Raw genomic sequence first — 14,566 nt, 5'->3', positions numbered from 1 at the left:
AAAGCGATGTATGGGCATCATTTTTTTATATATCAAAAAAGAGAAGGTGGTAACTATGGATTTGCAAGCATTGAGATTTTTTCAAGCAGTCGCAAAGTTAGGAAGTATTTCAAAGGCAGCTAGAGAAATGAACTACGCACAATCCAATCTCACAGCAAGAATTCAACAATTGGAATCGGATCTGCAAACCCAGTTATTTTACCGGCATAATCGAGGTACTACTTTAACAGATAAAGGTAAAGTATTACTTTCATATACAGATGAAATATTTCAACTTTTAGACGAGGTTCAAAACGTGATGAGTGATAATCAAACACCACAAGGCCCTTTATTGATAGGTTCGATGGAAACAACTGCTGCAGTTCGTTTACCTAAATTACTTTCAAAATTCCATCATGAATACCCTGCTGTTGACCTTACCTTAAAAACAGGGCCAACTGAACAAAATGTTCAAGGTGTTCTACAGTATGAATTAGATGGAGCATTTGTTGCCGGTCCTATTGAGCACCCTGACCTCATTTATAAAACGGTTATAGAAGAAGAGTTAGTGCTTGTAACGGACACGTTACATCATTCTTTATCTTCCATAAAAGAAATACAGAATCGAACGATATTGGTTTTTCGTAATGGATGTTCGTATCGGGCAAGGTTTGAAGAATGGTTACATCATGAAGGAGTGATTCCAGAAAAGATAATGGAGTTTGGAACACTTGATGGAATTATTGGCTGTGTCTCTGCGGGACTGGGTATAAGTTTACTCCCTCGAAGTGTGGTTGACAAACATATGAAAGACGATCAACTTATCCAACATACCATTCCAAATAGATTCGGGAAAATCAAAACCATTTTCGTCTATCGTAAAGATAAATATATTTCATCATCTTTGAGGGTTTTTACAGAAATGTTAAGCAATGAAAATACAACGATAAATAATTCAACATTAGTTTAGAAAGTATTTATTTGAAAATATTGTGAAGAAATACACTTAAAGTAAACGGTGCAATTCTTAAGCAACAAGACGTATGCTTTTTCTTTTGGTTAGGCTGTTTTCGTAAAACAACAATCTTTGAGAAAACAGCCTTTGGTTAAGACACTTATCCTGAATAGTGTTTTCGAGCGACGTATGTAAGAGGAAATTATTTATTCTATTTCTCAAAGGAAAATCGGTTATAATGTATCTAACCTTATCATTTAGATTTTAAGGTTAAAGGGTATAGAGATAGGAGTTTTCATATGACAGAAACAAATAGATTCCCACTTATTTCTGGTAATCCTTCAATTGACATAGTAAACACTGAAGTAGTAAGACGTGGTGAACGTCATGATTTATTAGTTTCTGAAGAAGATATGTTTGAGTGGTTTCAAGTAATGAAAGAATTTTTATTTATTGATGAACAACTTCTTTTTTCCATAAAACTTAGGGTGCAAGAAGTCTTATCAGGTATTTTGAAAATGCGTACTGTATTACGAAATGAATTTGAAGCAATAGCTAATGGGCAACCAGTTCAAAAAGGATTTATTACTTTTTTGGAAGAGAAAATTGAAAAGGCCCCATTTACTTTTAAATTGATTGATCAAATAATGATACCTAGACCTGTTGGCGAAGTAGAAGATATTGTTCTTTCTTATATTGCTTTTGATGCATTGAATTTAATTGGAAATAAAAATTTAGCATTTCTAAAACATTGTGCTAATCCAGATTGTGTTCTACTGTTCATCGACGAAACTGGTCGACGTAAATGGTGTTCAATGAAGATTTGTGGGAACAGAAAAAAAGTGGAACGATTTCAACGCCGAAAAAATGAAAATAGATGAAGAGCCAACTTTCGATGGTTGGTCTTTTTTTTGCAATAATCATCTAACCCCTAAAATAGATATTGACAGGTTAGTTTGTTCTCTATAAAATAGAATCAATTAACGAGGAGTGATGGACATGGAAAGAGTAAAAGTACAAGAAACATCAAAGGTGTTACATGTTCCCTATTTTTCTAAAATGGTGGGCAGAGGGAAGAGTCCGTTGAAAGTAAATGGGAAGGATATAATAACAGGATTGGTTGGCGGATTTATAACTATTTTTACTCTGGCAATAATGACAAATTTGACATCAGCCGAATGGTTAATGGCTCCATTTGGTGCAAGTTGTGTGTTGGCATTTGGCATTTGGAATGCACCTCTATCACAACCAAGAAATATTATTGGCGGTCATTCTTGTTTCTAGTTTTGTGGGTTTAGTGATTTATCATTTATTTGGCAATGATCCTTGGGCGATTGGTTTAGCTGTTGGATTAGCAATAGCGATGATGATGATGACAAAAACTACCCATCCACCTGCAGGGGCAGATCCGATTGTTGTTATGTTAGGGGAATACAGTTGGAGTTATTTATTAATGCCTGTATTAATCGGATCACTAATTGTTGTTTTCTTTGCATTGATTCTTAATAATTTACGAAGTAGTAGGCAATACCCAACGTTTTGGATATGATTACAGAAAAAACTTATTGCTTTTAAGATGGATATCAATTAGTTATTCAATTGAAGGGTGCGAAAATCCAACAATTTAGACTGTTAATTATAGGAGTTCATTTTTCTTGCTTCTAATCAATAATAAGAAGTGTTCTTGTAATGATATTTAATTTATTTAAGTAATAAGTTAGAATTAATGAAAAAAATGGAGATGTATATATGGCTACTTTTCAGGATTTTATGAAATTAGATATTAGAGTTGGAGAAATAATTCAAGTGGAGTTTTTTGAAAAAGCAAAAAAGCCTGCCTATAAACTTTGGATTGATTTTGGTGATGAAATTGGTGTAAAGAAATCAAGTGCCCAAATTACTGAATGTTATAAAATAGAGGAACTTATCGGTAAGCAAGTTTTAGGTGTGGTAAACTTTCCACCGAGACAAATTGCAGATTTTATGTCAGAGGTATTAGTGCTAGGAACATATTCTACTCAGGGGGTAGTATTGATTCAGCCAGAGCAACGCGTTAAAAACGGTGACAAATTGGGCTAATACTTAAATTATGAAAATGTTAAGAGTGGCTTCTAAGTAACAAAACTGTAAGTAATTTGGGGAGGTGTTTTATTTGGAAATTAGAAAAGCTACAATTGATGATATTAAAGATATTAGTCGTATTCATGCTTTAAGCTGGAAGTCGGCCTATAAAGGAATTATTCCACAAACTTACTTAGATGAGCTTAAAGAAGATTTCTGGGTATCTGCTTTTGAAACCTGGTTAAATGATAAAGTTTTAACTGCTCAGGTTATGATGGAGAACGGTAGCATAATTGGTTGTGTTGCTTATGGAAAAGCCCGGGATAAATCACTGTTTAGTTGGGGTGAAATTGTCTCCATTTATCTGTTACCCGAGTATTTTGGCAAAGGATATGGTAATAAGCTATTAGAAAGTGCTCTACTGGATTTAAAACAATCCGGCTTTCAAAACAATTACTTATGGGTGCTAAAACAAAACCAACGTGCAAGATATTTTTACGAAAAGAATAAGTGGCGATTCAATGAAGATGATGAATGCATTTGTGAAATTGCAGGAAAACAACTTACTGAAATACGTTATATTTATTCTTTTGACAACTCTACTCAATCATGATTATAGAATTAGATACGCTATACTTTATTGTGAAGTGTAATGGATATGTTCCCGTCTACCGAAAGTGCAAAAAGTGGAGTGGATATGTTTCCGAGAACGGACACACTCAAATGACATTCATTCTGTCCTCTCGGGCCATGTGGAGTGTGTTGTCTTGATGTCAAGGGGGGAGAAATAAGAACTACTCAAAACGCTGATGAATAAAGGGTTTCCTGATATTGCATTTTTCGTTCGACCATTTTTACGAAGATGCTAATGCCGGGAAACCCTTATTCTTACTGTTTAAGGAAACATATCAATCGCCCTAAAAGCAGTAGGGTTGAGTTGACAGCATCTGGGGCTTTTAGTTCAGAAGCAATGTAGTGTGTGACTTTCTGCATTTGTTCCTGTGCCTGTGTTGTGATTTTTACAACGTAGGTTTCAGCCATCGGCCCGTCTTAAGTCTGCAAATACATCGGCGGCTGGACGGGAACGATCAGACTTTGCTTCTTCGAACCCTGTTTGCATCATGGCCTCAAATTCTGCTGCATCCATTTCATCGAAAGCAACAGGTGCAGTGGGAACGGACAGAGAGAAAGGGATGCTCTTTGTCATAATAATTTGTTTGTAAAGCATATTGATGACAACAGAAGCTGGCACTCCTAATTTAACCATGATCGCTTCAGCTTTTTCTTTTATTTCAGGTTCAACACGAGCAAGGAATTTGCGGTTTTAGCGGCCATAAGTATTCTACCTTTCATTTTTCTTTATTGTATGTTTTTGTATAACGATTAGTAATACAAATGCAATTTTACTGCAAGTTAGAATAGGGGCGGTTTGAATTTTTAAAAGCAAAACTCCTAAAGAACAGCGCCCCCCATCGTGCGAAAAATCGCAAAATTAATAAAGGGGGTGCTCACGAATGAAAAATACAAAGGTGATTGTATCCTATAATAAGTATTACACGCCTGAGAATCGAAGGAATTCTACTTGATTAATCAATATATTTATTTTTTAACTGATCAGAACCAATGCCACCAATCACCATTAAAGCTAATGGTAAGAAATTTGATATAATTTTTGGTAAACCGTCTGGAATTATAATATTTATACCAATAAAATGATTTAAACCGATAATAATTAGTTTTGCTGCTAATAAAAATGCCCCTAATAAAATCACGCTGTCAAAGAACGCTTTCCATTTCGGATACATTAGTTGTTTGCTATCTCGAATTACTTTCTCTTTCAATTCTTCGTCACTCCTCAACAATTCGTCTATTGTAACACCGAATATATCACTCAAATCAATTATTACTTCGATACTGGGGTAGTTCTTGCCAGTTTCCCATTTTGAAACTGACTGACGACTAACATGAATTTTTTCAGCAAGATCCGTTTGTGACCAACCTCTTTTTTCTCTTTCAATTTTTAATCGTTCACTAAAAATCACGTATTTCATCACCTCTCCTTGCTTTTCATTATTGTAAGAGTGAATACTAAAGTAAAGATAGTTCTAGGCGCACCAAGGTGCAACCTATCGTTGCTACTTAAAAACTTGTTTTATCGGACATAATAATTTTTTGGTTATCCACATTGTAACAATGTTATAAGCGATTCTGAAATCTTATCAACTTCCATTGCATTTTTTTCAAGCCAGCCTAACTTGTTTCGTTTTTCATTAGCGTATGTAGTATGGCATTAAAGTTGTTTGCGGGAAGAAATTTGAGAGTCGATCTACTAATGTAACCTTTTGTAACCATAAGTGCTATATACGAGACAGATTCTGGAGAAAAGAAGATATAGAGGAAGTCGTATTATGTTGTTGTAAAATCCAAACCACTGTTTATGGTTAACACAAACAACCAATGGTTGATTTTGGGGATTTAAAACAACTATAATTCGCTTGTTAATCTTGTTGCCCGTATTTATTATTTTAACTGAGGAGATTTTTATTATGAGAGAATTAAAATTTGCAGAAAACTTTGTGCGTCTCAGAAAACAGTTCGACATGACTCAGGGAGATGTAGCTGCTTATGTGGGAGTATCGAATTCTGCAGTGTCAAAGTGGGAACAGGGTTTAAGTTACCCTGATTTATCATTACTTCCAAAATTGGCTACACTTCTTGACGTTACCATAGATGAACTGCTAGCTATGAGCCGCAACTTACTAATATCAGAATAATGGAAGTTTATCGAGACTTTTCCCAACGATTTAGCAAGGAAAGTTTTGAGACTGTTCAGGATGATATCGAGGATATGCTTAAAGAGTACTATTCTTGCTACCCACTTCTGGTAAGAATTTCCCAGCTATATCTAAACCATTATTTTTACTCCGAGCATCCACAAACGGTTTTGAAGCGGGTTATCGAACTGTGTGAGCGTACAGTCGCATTAAGTGGTGACTACCATTTGAACCAAGAGGCACAGGTGATTCACGCCTCCGCATTGTTAATTATGGGTAAGCCACAAGAACTGTTAAATTGTGTTGGATATGACGTTCCCATTCAATTTGGAGTAGAGAAATTGATCGCAAAGGCTTATGCTATGCTCGCAAATGTACAAAAAGCCAAAGAAACATTGCAGATAAGTACATTTCAACATCTATTGATTATGATATCAAGCGAAATAGAATTTTTGGAATATGCTTCAGATGATCGGAAGTTGTTTGATGAGATGATCAATCGGATTGAGAATGTGATCAACCTTTATAATATTGAAAATTTAAACATTCATATAAAGCTTATGTTTTATTATAAAGCGGCATTAGGTTATATGCAACAACAGAGACATAAAGCGGCATTAAGTATGTTGGAACGTTTCTATCAGACTTGTAAGAATATATCATTCCCTATGAAAATATGTGGTGATGATTATTTTTATACAGTTGATAATTGGATTGAACAAAATATTAACTCAAGTTCTTACGCTCCACGCGATGAGCAAGCGATCAAAAATGATTTGTTAAAAATGTTACAAAAGGAACCGATGTTTCTTCCGTTACATGAAGAACCTACATTTAAGATGATTTTTAGGAACTTGCAACGTATTTTTAATCTAAATGAGAAACCATAATCAAATTTAGTCATCTCAATTACATAAAAACAGGATGGAGCTTACAACTCAATTAGACATATCTACATGTACACAAGTTATCAATCAGTGGTACGTAAGTTGAATATATTATCAGTTAAACAGTTACAGGATAAATGGATATGGGGGATACGATGATAAAAGAAAATATGAAAATTTCAGTAGATTATGGGAGCTTGGTAATCGGAGCAACATTGGTGAGACCAGGAAACGATAGCAAATCAGATATTCTCGTTGTAATAGTCCCAGGAAGCGGCCCAGTTGATCGCGATGGCAATATGAGAGGCATGCGGGCAAACCTTTATAAACAGCTAGCTGATGCATTGACAAAATCGGGATTTGCGACGCTGCGTTATGACAAAATTGGTGTAGGAGAAAGCACAGGCGATTTTAACCGTGCGGGACTTTATGATGCAGTTCAATGCATATGTGATATCATTGATTATTTCAACTCAAATGAAAGCATCGCATTTAATAGGATTGTTTTGCTGGGACATAGTGAAGGCACGATTATAGCAACACTTTCTGCAAGCCGAAGCAATGTAGACGGGATAATTTTATTGGCTGGTGCTGGTACATCATTGAAAAGCGTAATGACATCTCAAAATGAAGCGTTATTATCAGAAATCGCCAATAAATCTGGACTTTCTGGAGTGCTCCTGCGCAAGCTCGTGTCGCCTGAAAAACAGCGGCTTAAACAGAAGCAGCTATTTGATAAAGTAACCCAAACAAATGATGCCACTGTAAGGATTAGCGGTCGGATCGTTCAAGCCAAGTGGTTAAGAGAGCATTTATCTCTGAATGATAAAGAGATTTTAAATATTTTGTCCTCTTTAACGTGCAAGGTGCTGGCAATTAACGGAAGCAAAGATGTTCAATCGCCAATAGAGCCCTTTTATAATTTGAAAAATTTAGCTTTAGCAAATGTCCGCACTGTTATGATTGATGATCTGAATCATATGTTGAAACAGCAGAAGGAAGCTTGTTCTTTATTAGCATTGAACAAAATTTATAAAAAATCAGCATATGAGCCAATATCATCCGAGCTTGTCGATGAGATTGTGAAGTGGCTTCAATCTATTCGCGAAACATGATATGGAGGTGTTAAGTATGAAAAAGGTTTTTGCCGCATTGATTTTGGGGCTGGCAGTAGGTGCGGTTTTAGGAGTGCAGCAAGTTATGACATTAACCCCTGAAATGGAAAGTCAAGTTGCGGCTCAACTTGGGTCGAAGCAAGTCATTATTATCATTGCTATGCTCCAAACGGCAGCAATGACGAGTATTGCAACTGTAATTGGGGCATGGGCCTCTCCGAAAGTAAGCCTGAACAAACCGTTTATGTATAACAGAAAAAGCATTGCTGTAGCAGCGATCATCGGACTATTATCTGCCAGCCTTATTGCTATCCCGGAAAAGCTGGTATTTGCTGAGGCATTGGGATTGGAGGAGAAATTTGAGTTCTCTTGGCTTAATTTTCTTAGCAGTGTATTATACGGCGGCATAATTGAGGAAGTGCTTCTAAGGTTCGGACTTATGTCGCTTATTATATGGATTGCCAGCAAGATTACAAAATCCAGGGATAACAATGGAATTTATATTGCTGGAATTGTGATTGCCGCGCTCATATTTGCAGCAGGACATCTTCCTGCGACTGCACAAATGTTTGGTCTAAGCACAGTGTCCGTAACTCGTACTTTGTTGCTTAACTTCTTCCCAGGAATTGGCTTTGGCTATTTATATTGGAAACATGGATTAGCATATGCGATGCTCGGTCATGTTACTACTCATGTCATCAATCAACTGATTTTGTTACCAGTATTATTTAATTTAATTTGAATACAAAAAAAGGATTAATCGGATGTGCAGATATTCGTAGCAATGGAGGTTTGGGCAACTATGGATAGACTTGTTTTTCAAGATATAAACATCGAACATATTGCACTTATAAATAGTTGGTACCATGATGATGATAGTTTTCATGTTGAGAAACTGACAGAGCAGTATATAAACTATGTGGCTTCAAAACCTGATTTTTACTGCTGGATTATTTCAAACAATAACGAGTTTATTGGTAAAGTTGATTTCGAAATAGAAGAAGACAAGGCATATATATCCATTATAATAAGGCCTGATTATAGACGTAAAGGTTATGGAAAAAAAGTGCTCGAACAAATTATTAATAGATATGTAAATACCGGCATAACACAAATTGTTGCAGGTATTTACCATACTAACGAGGCAAGTATTCGATTATTTTCGTCCGTTGGATTTATTCCTATATGTAATGAACCAGATCAGGATGGCTTTATAAATGTCATGTTTCATTATTAAGTGAAAACAATGCCCCGAACTGTTTGAGAACTTTTCTACATAAATATGCTAACTGTCCTCTTCGTGCTTCATATCTAATTTCCTGCTATAAGATTAGTGCAAGTACAAGGACAGGCTGGGTATTTGTAATCAATTTTGCGGCAGCATTCAGCCTAGATCTAAACCAAAAAGAAAGAAGGGATTTTATGTCAGATCCAGCATTGCAAGAAAAGAAAAAGTCAAGCTTCGGATTATTGCATATCGCTAAATTCCTGAAATATCCGGTACAGCTTTCTCCTGGATGGAAAGGAGCATCGCTTGCACTGGGAATTATAGCTTTATTGCTATATTTCGTGCAAGGGTACAACATGATTGGAACACGTGGAGCAATCCCTTACTTCGTCGGAATCGTCGTGTTCCTGCTCGCTGTGATGCTATTGGCTGGTGTAATAGCTCTGCTGCTTCATTGGATAAAGAAAATACCCACCCGTTACATTTGGCTTGCGCTTACCTCCTTCTGCCTGCTAGTTATCTGCTTTATCGGCCCTCTGCCGTTAATGTTTATTGTCTCTATATCCACGATCGTGTCCTTCTCCTTATTGGGGATGTTGATTTGGGGTTGGATGACTGGCCAATATCGCAAGGCAAGCAAAGTATCGAGAATAATCGCCAGTATAATGGCCGGTTCGACCTTAGCCTGCATTCTTTTAGGCGGTTATTGGCTGCTTGGCAACGGTAATGGCGAATTGCCAAAGCCGTACCGGCTACAGGTCATGAAGGCAGCTGACAGTTATCTGGCTACACTGGCTAATCCAGCTGAACCGGGTTCTTATCAAATCAAGACATTGACGTACGGAAGCGCCAACAGCTATCGAAAGGAATTCAATGCCGAAAATTCACTGACCACGAAGCCAGTGGACGGATCGCCATTTGTGAAAAATTGGTCCTCAATCCGCACAAAGACATTTGGATTCGGGCCAGATCAGATGGCGCTTAACGGGCTCGTCTGGTATCCCGATGGAAATGGGCCCTTTCCCTTAGTCGTCGCTGTTCATGGCAATCACCTGGCTACCGATTATTCAGACCCTGGATATGCTTATTTAGGTAATTTGCTTGCCAGCAAAGGCTATATTTTTGTCTCGATTGATGAGAATTTCTTGAATACTTCACCGTATGATGACTTGTTCATGCTGAAGGTGTTGAAAAATGAAAATTCAGCTCGCGGCTGGCTTATGCTGGAGCATTTAAAGGTATGGGAGGAATGGAATAACACAAGGGACAATCCATTCTTCAACAAAGTGGATATGAGCCGAATTTCGTTGATTGGCCATTCCCGTGGTAGCGAGGCGGTGACAGTAGCTGCAGCATACAACAAGCTGTCTGCGTCTCCAGAGAATGGCAATATAAAATTTGACTATAACTTTGGGATTCGATCCATTGTTTCTATTGCTGGAACTGATGGTCAATATAAGCCTGCTGGTCAGCCAACCCAGTTGAAGGATATTAGCTATCTGGCGATTCATGGCTCGCACGATATGGATGTCAGTTCTTTTGACAGCGCGAGCCAATACAGCCGAATCGGTTTTTCAGACAAAAGTCCTCACTTCAAAGCAGCGGTCTATGTGTATGGCGCCAACCATGGACAGTTCAATACGGAATGGGGCAGGGGAGACAGCGTTGGCTTTGGCAACAAGCTCTATAATACAGCTCAGCTTTTACCCCAGAAGGAACAATTGCAGGTGGCGAAGGTGCTAATCTCTTCCTTCTTGGAAGCTACTTTGCAGAAGAAAACTCAATACCGGAGCGTATTCCAGGACATCGGTTACGCCAGGGAGTGGCTTCCCGACACGATGTACATCAGCAATTATTGGGATGGCAACACAAAGCTGATTACAAACTTTGATGAGGATATTGATCTGTCTACGACGACAATGAGCGGTGGGCGCTTGGTTGGTAACGCATTGAAGAAATGGAAGGAGGAAAAGGTCAGAGATGAAATATGACTTTGGCTCGTACAGTGCCGTTCGGCTTGACTGGAATCGCACAACGACTAGAGGGCTTCCTAGCTATACGGTCGATTTGACTGACACTGGTCTTGCCGCAGAAGCAAGTAGCTCCATCGTTTTTTCAATAGCTGACCGGGAAGACAAGAAGAAGTCGGGCATGCAGGAGGCGCTTGTCGATTTGACTGTTCAGGTAGCGGATAAGAGCGGTAATACGGCATCGCTGCCGTTAAGCAGTGTTGCCAGCTTGCTGCCTATGCTTGAAGGAGATATTGTGAAATGGCCGTTTACATCGTTGCTGCCCACTAGGGAGCCGATATTCCAGAACTTTACTTTCCGGCTTGCCGATTTCAAAACAGTGAATCCTGCTTTCCAGCCTGAGCAGATCAGCCGAGTCAGCTTCATCTTTGATAAAACAGATAAAGGCTCGATTTATTTGCGTGATGTCGGCATTCGCGGAGCTGCAGTTATCAGCGGCTCATAAAGGGATATTAGACTTCACGAACGATTCGATAGAAGAAAGGGCGTAGTGATATGACCCGCCTCCTGGCTTGTCATGGATGTCTATGTTTTTAGGAACGGTATGTAAAATAATCCTCCACATTACGAGATCAGAAAAAGTCTGTTTAAAGTGAAAAGGAAGCTAACGGCCTACTATATATAGGCTGTTGGCTCCTTTTTTTGGCTCTATGAGGATGCATTGATATTTAAGGGTAAAGGGATTGCCCAGAATTCATCAATGAAGGCAGCCTACGGTAACTTTTCATTTCATAATGTATGCTTTCCAGAATCCTGCAGATAGTCTGAACAGAAACGGCTGTAAGGAGCGATGCCTTCTTTAAAAGAGAATAGCTGTTGAAACAGTGAAATGACATAAAATGCTAACCATCTGGTTCTACGTGATAGTGAGGCAGGCAATAATCGTGTTCCAAAATCTTTTGCCAAAGTGTGTATATAGGTATCTTGTTAGCACTTACAAACATAAGCACTAATCCTTCATTTTGTTTTAACAGGCAATATATAATCTATTGTTACCTTTTCCCCCCATTTAAAGGCATACTAAAACGTTCGTGCGTGTATACTTCACACCAGTAAAAATTATCATGATCAATTTCTCTGTCAGTTTTTTCAATTGCTTCAGTAATTAACAAATAGGCTGAATCAAGTATTTCTGCAATATTATTCCCTTCAATCTGAACATGCGCAGTTAAGCCGCCAGGAACATATTTTGCATGCAGACCCTCTGGTATTTCTGTACCGACCTGTACAAAATCGCCGATAATGAAGTCAAAATTATTCATATCTTTAAAATTATACATCATACCTATGCCATCATTTGAATCAATATCTTCGCAACATTTTGCATCTGACAGCAGTTTTAAGTTCTCAATAATGTCACTTTTGAAGAAGTCTCTCCATACATTTCCAGCCTCAAAAAATGAGGTTTCACGATACATTCCTACCATTAAGCGTTCTTTGGTTTCTTTATAAATAATCTTTTTCATTTCTGCCATAATACGTTTTCCTCCTATAAATCTCATTTCTAAATAATTAATCGGAGGATAATTATTTAGTTTAGTAGTTTCTAGCTTCGCTTCTGACGGTGTGATACCATGATGTTCTTTAAACGCTCGTGAAAATGAAGAATGTGATTGAAAACCATATTTTATTGCTACATCTAGAACAGAAACATCGCTATTTTTCAGATCATATCCGGCTAATGTCAGTTTGCGCTTTCTTACATAATCGGAGATGCTGACTCCGGATACAAAAACAAAAATGCGCTGGAATAAAGCTGCCGGACTAGTAGTAATTTTCGATATTTCGTTATAATCTATTTCGTAGCCATCAGAAATGGTTTTTTCAAGATATTGTATTACATCATGAAATGCTTTACTACTGTTCATAAGTTTATCCTCCGTTATAAATATATTAAAGAGAACATTATAATTTTGCTTTGCACTAAGTGTACAACTTTTGCACAAATGTCATATGTAAAGATAGGTTAATTGATATTTTGTATACCACTCTGACCATAGAGAAATATTCATCTTTAATTTTTTATTATGGTAAAAATTTTAGCCATCATGCTTACGAGCCCTTCTACTATCGTTGCGAACTTTCACTAAATTTATTATATCCTGACTTTTGCAGTTATAACAAATAAAAGACAGCCTCGATACCGCATGAATACTGGTTTCTTGGCTGTTTCTATTTGTTACAAAGTTGTAGTGTAAATCACCTTTTTTGACAGCCCCTAAAGTTGACCATATTCATGGGGTGAAACCAGAGCCATTTCGTCCATTTGTGAAAGCAAGTAAAGGGATAGCACCTGATCAGTATCAGTACGGCGGAGAATGAGTATTAACTTAGATGGCTGTCAGGCTCTGCTGGCTTTATTTTGCAAAATTGAAACTTATCACTCAATCACTTATAATAAAAATAGTTGAATAGTATCAAGTTTTGTTACTTTTCGGAATTTAAGTACGTTATAAGTATAGTTATCATTTTGCCCTTAGATAAGTTTTGAGTAGATATTTTCATGTAGAAGTCTTTAGTATACCTTCAAGATACACCCGTTCAGGACCATTCCTATACTTGAATCCAAAAATCAGAGTCAATGGGAAGGAGTGTTTTATGTGGGGGAAAAAATTATGCTTGTTGATGATGATGCTAGTATTCAAGAAATACAAAAACTATATTTGGAAAGAGAAGGATTTCAATTGTTTTTTGCTGGGGATGGAGCAACCGCAGTTAGAATAGCGGAGGAACAGAAGCCCGATTTATTCATTCTAGATGTCTCTCTTCCGGATATGGATGGATTTGAACTATGTCAAATATTGCGTAAAACAACGCAAGCGCCCATCCTGTTTTTGAGTGCAAGGGAAGACGATGTCGAGCAAATTCTAGGGCATCGAATTGGTGGAGATGATTATATTACGAAGCCTTTCAGTCCAGGTTTACTCGTGGCAAAGGTGAAAGCGCATTTACGGCGTTATCGGGATCTGAAGGATGATGAAGAAGCCAAAGCATCTGAGCAAAAAAAAGCAATTCTTTCCTTCTCGGATCTAGTCATTGAAAAAGAGAATTATGTTGTAAAAAAAAATGGCAGGGAGATCCCACTATCTGCAAAGGAGTTCATGCTGTTACGCTTACTTGCAGAACATCCAAATAGAGTGTATAGTGTCGAGCAATTATTTGATGCTATATGGGGAGAAGACAGCCTTGGCGATTATCGAACTGTTATGGTTCATATAAGCAATTTACGTAAAAAAATAGAAACGAATCCATCAAAACCGATATATATATCTACGGTTAGAGGGTTTGGATATAAATTTAGCATTTCCTAGATTTACTTTTAGAGTTTCTGAGAAATTCCCTAATTTCATTTGGCTGTAAGCCTATTTTTTTCGCCTCTAAGATTAACAGTAACCATTCTTTATATTGCTCAACTGTAGGAACTTGATCAGTCATAATCTCGTTTTTATTCATTTTAATCACCCTCCAGAATACCGTATTCACTGTAGTTATAGTATAATTGGACAATTTAAAGTTTTGTTAAAGTCCTGCTTAAAT

At 37.4% G+C, this 14,566-nt stretch carries 15 protein-coding genes and 2 pseudogenes; 13 read left to right on the top strand and 4 right to left on the bottom strand.

All coding sequences use genetic code 11. From position 1 onward, the window contains the following. The first annotated feature begins 55 nt into the window (after positions 1–55). From RCG24_RS13630 to RCG24_RS13610, 5 genes and pseudogenes are all read left to right on the top strand, one after another. Positions 56–949 (top strand): LysR family transcriptional regulator, encoded by an 894-nt coding sequence (locus RCG24_RS13630; protein ID WP_035197470.1) that lies wholly within the window; start codon positions 56–58, stop codon positions 947–949. Between the two features lie 284 nt (positions 950–1,233). Beyond that, complete coding sequence (locus tag RCG24_RS13625) at positions 1,234–1,815, top strand: CGNR zinc finger domain-containing protein (protein ID WP_035197469.1); 582 nt, start codon at positions 1,234–1,236, stop codon at positions 1,813–1,815. Positions 1,816–1,927: 112 nt separating this feature from the next. Continuing rightward, positions 1,928–2,483: pseudogene (locus RCG24_RS13620) on the top strand (HPP family protein). Between the two features lie 200 nt (positions 2,484–2,683). Continuing rightward, positions 2,684–3,013: a tRNA-binding protein gene (locus RCG24_RS13615; RefSeq protein ID WP_035197467.1), complete on the top strand. Its 330-nt coding sequence runs from the start codon at positions 2,684–2,686 to the stop codon at positions 3,011–3,013. Positions 3,014–3,086: 73 nt separating this feature from the next. Further along, positions 3,087–3,608, top strand: coding sequence for a GNAT family N-acetyltransferase (locus tag RCG24_RS13610; protein WP_035197466.1), 522 nt, complete (start codon positions 3,087–3,089; stop codon positions 3,606–3,608). A gap of 420 nt (positions 3,609–4,028) precedes the next feature. Here RCG24_RS13610 and RCG24_RS13605 read toward each other — a convergent pair. Together RCG24_RS13605 and RCG24_RS13600 are read right to left on the bottom strand one after the other, a co-directional pair. Continuing rightward, positions 4,029–4,292 (bottom strand): annotated as a pseudogene (locus RCG24_RS13605) (type II toxin-antitoxin system RelB/DinJ family antitoxin); the annotation flags it as partial. A gap of 289 nt (positions 4,293–4,581) precedes the next feature. Next, entirely contained in the window at positions 4,582–5,037 is a 456-nt protein-coding gene (locus RCG24_RS13600) for a helix-turn-helix domain-containing protein (RefSeq protein ID WP_202653602.1), read from the bottom strand. Between the two features lie 504 nt (positions 5,038–5,541). Here RCG24_RS13600 and RCG24_RS13595 point away from each other — a divergent pair. The 7 genes from RCG24_RS13595 to RCG24_RS13565 all read left to right on the top strand — a co-directional run bounded on the left by RCG24_RS13595 (position 5,542) and on the right by RCG24_RS13565 (position 11,474). After that, positions 5,542–5,769, top strand: coding sequence for a helix-turn-helix domain-containing protein (locus RCG24_RS13595; protein WP_308077266.1), 228 nt, complete (start codon positions 5,542–5,544; stop codon positions 5,767–5,769). Further along, a complete protein-coding gene (locus RCG24_RS13590; RefSeq protein ID WP_308077265.1) occupies positions 5,769–6,659 on the top strand; it encodes a hypothetical protein in 891 nt (296 codons plus the stop codon). The genes RCG24_RS13595 and RCG24_RS13590 overlap by 1 nt, the downstream gene beginning before the upstream one ends. A 152-nt stretch (positions 6,660–6,811) precedes the next feature. After that, entirely contained in the window at positions 6,812–7,771 is a 960-nt protein-coding gene (locus RCG24_RS13585; protein ID WP_308077264.1) for an alpha/beta hydrolase, read from the top strand. Between the two features lie 16 nt (positions 7,772–7,787). Then, positions 7,788–8,513 (top strand): CPBP family intramembrane glutamic endopeptidase, encoded by a 726-nt coding sequence (locus RCG24_RS13580; protein WP_202653536.1) that lies wholly within the window; start codon positions 7,788–7,790, stop codon positions 8,511–8,513. Positions 8,514–8,573: 60 nt separating this feature from the next. Continuing rightward, positions 8,574–9,008: a GNAT family N-acetyltransferase gene (locus RCG24_RS13575; protein ID WP_308077263.1), complete on the top strand. Its 435-nt coding sequence runs from the start codon at positions 8,574–8,576 to the stop codon at positions 9,006–9,008. A gap of 185 nt (positions 9,009–9,193) precedes the next feature. Continuing rightward, positions 9,194–10,990, top strand: a complete 1,797-nt coding sequence (locus RCG24_RS13570) for an MFS transporter (RefSeq protein WP_308077262.1) — start codon at positions 9,194–9,196, stop codon at positions 10,988–10,990. Between the two features lie 76 nt (positions 10,991–11,066). Next, complete coding sequence (locus RCG24_RS13565; protein WP_308077261.1) at positions 11,067–11,474, top strand: hypothetical protein; 408 nt, start codon at positions 11,067–11,069, stop codon at positions 11,472–11,474. A gap of 547 nt (positions 11,475–12,021) precedes the next feature. On the opposite strand, the gene RCG24_RS13560 is transcribed toward RCG24_RS13565, so the two are convergent. After that, positions 12,022–12,897: an AraC family transcriptional regulator gene (locus tag RCG24_RS13560; protein WP_308077260.1), complete on the bottom strand. Its 876-nt coding sequence runs from the start codon at positions 12,895–12,897 to the stop codon at positions 12,022–12,024. A gap of 747 nt (positions 12,898–13,644) precedes the next feature. On the opposite strand from RCG24_RS13560, the gene RCG24_RS13555 reads away from it, so the two are divergent. Continuing rightward, the gene (locus RCG24_RS13555) at positions 13,645–14,340 is read left to right on the top strand and encodes a response regulator transcription factor (RefSeq protein WP_202653532.1); all 696 of its coding nucleotides are present in this window, start codon (positions 13,645–13,647) and stop codon (positions 14,338–14,340) included. On the opposite strand, the gene RCG24_RS13550 is transcribed toward RCG24_RS13555, so the two are convergent. Next, positions 14,327–14,482: an anti-repressor SinI family protein gene (locus RCG24_RS13550; protein WP_306792927.1), complete on the bottom strand. Its 156-nt coding sequence runs from the start codon at positions 14,480–14,482 to the stop codon at positions 14,327–14,329. The two genes, RCG24_RS13555 and RCG24_RS13550, sit on opposite strands and share 14 nt — an antisense overlap. Between the last annotated feature and the right edge of the window lie 84 nt (positions 14,483–14,566).

The organism is Neobacillus sp. OS1-32 (assembly GCF_030915425.1).
GTDB classification, from domain to species: domain Bacteria; phylum Bacillota; class Bacilli; order Bacillales; family Cytobacillaceae; genus Neobacillus; species Neobacillus paridis.
The sequence above is the reverse complement of the archived record's forward strand: the minus strand, read 5'-3'. Positions and strand labels throughout refer to the sequence as shown.